We start from the raw sequence: 3,266 nt of genomic DNA, 5'->3' as shown, positions 1-3,266 counted from the left end.
GGATCGGACTTGGCTATGCTATGCTTTCCTTTTCTTACTGCCAAAAATCGGTGAATTGTCCGCCGGTTTAGCTGCAAGCGGGAAATGGGAACACTCGCTGTACGGTTATTCTCTGCTGGGGTTTCTCCTATACTACTTGTTGGAAGCCAGCCGTGAAGTGGGGGCCGATAACAGGTTGTCGCTTGGCTTGGACACAGTGGCACTCGGAACCTATAACTGCTTGCTTGCCATCACAGTCATGCAAACGACGGGAACATCGCCTGAACTGTACGCGATTGGAACGTTGGCCTATTCACTGCATTTGTTTGGGGTAAATATATATCTCTATAAGACCCACCCCGGGCATATGTCTGGATGGCTACGCGCATACTTTGTCGAGTCGCTTGCAGTCGGCATATTGATCGGTCTCAGCGCGGACAAAAGTAGCATGATCTATTCAATTGCGAATGGGTTGACAGGGGGTGTGATAATAGCCCTGTCTCTTCGGGTTAAACTACCCAGCCTTTCGGCAGTGAATACAAAGGCTCTGTTGATTGGCGTGGTATTTGCTGCAGTCGCAGTCGAGGTCACACGGTACTAACTAGAAGACACCGAATGTATTTTTGGGCTTGTCTTTAGGTAGAGGCGTTCGATGTTTCTCAGTCTTTTTGTAATGTAGCCACCAAGACTTGGTCTGGCCCAACATTCTCTTCAATGGCCGCTGTAATCCAGTTGGTCAGCGCATCCAGTGCCTCAGCGGTAACGGCTATGGGCTCGAAACTGCCCTCGGAGCGAGCACAGCATTGCCCCTAACGCTTTTTTGTTGATCCAACTGACGGCCCAATCCTGTCGTTGCTTAAGCAGCGCTCCGCTGCGCTGCTGCTTCCCCATTGCGGTCCTTCGGCAACCCTTGTCTTATGCCCCCTCTTCATAGCGCTTTCGTTCTGCATCCGTGGCATTACGCCACTCCGCGCGAAGTAGGTCCATTCGCCGAGGAATACTGTTTTCGAGAACCTCCGCCTCAATGATCCGTTCTGTCCGAAAGTAACGAAAGCCTTCTCGCATCTCGCACCATGCAGCGATGATGCGGCTGGTGTCCCGATAACCCAGCAGTATGGGCCAGATCACACGACGAGTTTGTTGGCCTGAGTGGTCCGAATATTTCAGAGCTATTTTTTGGCGGCGTCGAATGGCCAGACGAATGGCCGCGGCGCCGAGTACTTCAACCGGCTGCGCGACGGGCGCAACGCTTACGGCCGGCTGAAGAAACGACGTCCGGTACTTGTCAGGTGCGACAGCTTCCAGCTTGGTGATTAGCTTCTCAGCCGCCAGCGCAAGCTCGGGTTCGCCTCGCGTCTTGACCCACAACACGCCAAGCGTAACGGCCTCGATTTCGTCCGGGGTCAGCATCAGCGGTGGCATATGAAAGCCGGGCTCCAACACATAGCCGACCCCGGCCTCGCCATTGATCGGCACGCCCTGGCCCATCAGCGCAGCAACATCGCGATACACCGTACGCTTGGTCACGCCCAGTTCTTCACCAATAGACTGGGCAGAGATCGGGCCTTTGGCACGCCTCAGGATCTCGATGACTTCAAATAGCCTGTCGCCGCGCCTCATGTGATCTCCTTTCGATGAAACAGAGCATACTGACAGTATGCTGACAACACGCTGTCAGCATAGGCGCGGTAGAAGCAGGAAAAACATTATAAAATGGAGATCAGAAGATGGGACATTTCATTGCTCTAACCCTCGCCGCTGTTATGCCAACAGCACTCGTTGCGGAGTCGGCGGAGCAGCGGGGAACTGCGCCGATCATGGCCATGGGCGCCTATGTGCCGACCGACAACATGGAGGAATCGGAGGCCTTCTACCGCGCCCTGTTCGACAGTGAACCGACAATCGGGCTACCCGAATTCGTGGCGTTCGATGTGGCTGGTGGCTGGTTCGCAATCGTGTCACGGGACAAGTACGCACCGGGGTCCGAGGCAGGTTCGGGTGCGGTTCCCTACCTGCAATCCGCCGATCTGGAGGTCTTGCACGCCCGCGCCACCTCTGCCGGTGTGACCGCGCCGGAGATCATCGAAGAGCCGGGCATCCACTTGCTTAAGATCACCGACCCCAACGGTCAGTTGATCGAGTTTTTCAGACTGACCGGTCAGTGACGCTCACAAGACTCAGCACAATCTCAAAGGACATCCCACCATGCAAATGAACTACTTCGTCGTCGGTACCAACGACATGGCCGCCGCAACGCACTTCTATGACCAGCTTTTTGGTCAATTAGGCCTAAAGCGCGTCTCGCCCACCGACAGAATGACTTACTGGCTCGGACCTAATTTTGCCTTTGCAGCTGCCATCCCGTTCGACGAAAAACCCGCCACGAATGGCAACGGAACCATGGTCGGCTTCAGCGTCGGGTCGGCTGAAGAGGTCGTAAGGCTGCACGCATTGGCCATCGAGCTTGGTGGCACGAGCGAAGGCGAACCGAACCAACGTGGACCGCGCTTCTCGGCCTACGTCAGGGATCTTGACAGCAACAAGATTTGCCTCTCCGCCTAATGCAGGTCGCAAACGCACTTTCCGATTGAATGGAGAAGACTTTGAAACTCGTTCTTTTGGGCGCGAATGGGCGGACAGGTAAGCTTGTGCTCGTAGCTGTGCACGCACGGGACATGGAGGTCACAGCGGTCGTTCGTTCTGCAGTCAAAACGACCGATCTACGACACCCAAGATTGCACGTGGTGGTCGGTGATCACTATGATCCTGAGTTTCTCGCATCAGTGTTTCGCGACCACGGCGCCGCTGTTTCGGCCATGGGCGGTGAGCTGCCAACAAAAGCCGCCACTTCTGTGTATTTCCGATCTTCTTACGCCATCGTCGAAGCGGCGTCGGCGACCAGACTCAAGCGGGTCTTGGTGACTTCAACGGCTTTGCTATTTCCAGACCAAACGCTGCTCGGAAAGCTCCTTCGTTTCGTTGTGCCGAACGTTGTACGCAGCGCCGATCGCATGGAGGATATCTTGAAGAACTCTGGCCTAAACTGGACCTCGGCCCGCGCGGGATTTCTCAAAAACCCGGTGTGACGGCATACCGTGCCCAAAGAGATGCTTTTCCCGAAAACAGAACAGCAGTTTCCCTGTTGGCACTTGAACAATTCCTGATTGATGCCATCTCGGACCCTGAGACCCAAGGGGCGGCATACGGCGTGGGTTCTGTCGCAAACTTTTCAGATGGCAGAGCATTAGTGGAATTGGTGAGCGGTTTACCCTGCCAGTTGGGCGAAC

General features: G+C 55.2%; 5 protein-coding genes. 4 read left to right on the top strand and 1 reads right to left on the bottom strand.

Features of this window, described 5'->3' with window-relative positions:
* Window positions 1-580, top strand: a 580-nt coding sequence (locus tag AC2FJF_RS24270; protein WP_496727553.1) for a hypothetical protein, incomplete at its 5' end; no start/stop codon positions are given.
* Window positions 581-894: 314 nt separating this feature from the next.
* Here the strand turns inward: AC2FJF_RS24270 and AC2FJF_RS24265 are convergent.
* Entirely contained in the window at window positions 895-1,599 is a 705-nt protein-coding gene (locus AC2FJF_RS24265; protein WP_496727552.1) for a helix-turn-helix transcriptional regulator, read from the bottom strand.
* A gap of 107 nt (window positions 1,600-1,706) precedes the next feature.
* On the opposite strand from AC2FJF_RS24265, the gene AC2FJF_RS24260 reads away from it, so the two are divergent.
* Genes AC2FJF_RS24260 through AC2FJF_RS24250 form a run of 3 tightly spaced genes read left to right on the top strand, consistent with a single transcriptional unit; the run spans window position 1,707 to window position 3,065 of the window.
* Window positions 1,707-2,144 carry a VOC family protein gene (locus AC2FJF_RS24260; RefSeq protein WP_496727551.1) on the top strand — a complete coding sequence of 146 codons (438 nt, stop codon included), beginning with the start codon at window positions 1,707-1,709 and terminating at the stop codon, window positions 2,142-2,144.
* Between the two features lie 40 nt (window positions 2,145-2,184).
* Window positions 2,185-2,541: a VOC family protein gene (locus tag AC2FJF_RS24255; RefSeq protein ID WP_496727550.1), complete on the top strand. Its 357-nt coding sequence runs from the start codon at window positions 2,185-2,187 to the stop codon at window positions 2,539-2,541.
* 41 nt (window positions 2,542-2,582) lie between these two features.
* Entirely contained in the window at window positions 2,583-3,065 is a 483-nt protein-coding gene (locus AC2FJF_RS24250) for an NAD(P)-dependent oxidoreductase (RefSeq protein WP_496727549.1), read from the top strand.
* The last annotated feature ends 201 nt before the right edge of the window (window positions 3,066-3,266 follow it).

The sequence above is a fragment of the Ruegeria sp. CDSB013 genome (genome assembly GCF_059611165.1).
The sequence above is the reverse complement of the archived record's forward strand: the minus strand, read 5'-3'. Positions and strand labels throughout refer to the sequence as shown.

Bases quoted from the DNA above. Each gene is read 5' to 3' on its own strand.
- AC2FJF_RS24265 (WP_496727552.1), bottom strand. From the start codon at position 1,599: ATGAGGCGCGGCGACAGGCTATTTGAAGTCATCGAGATCCTGAGGCGT.
- AC2FJF_RS24260 (WP_496727551.1), top strand. From the start codon at position 1,707: ATGGGACATTTCATTGCTCTAACCCTCGCCGCTGTTATGCCAACAGCA.
- AC2FJF_RS24255 (WP_496727550.1), top strand. From the start codon at position 2,185: ATGCAAATGAACTACTTCGTCGTCGGTACCAACGACATGGCCGCCGCA.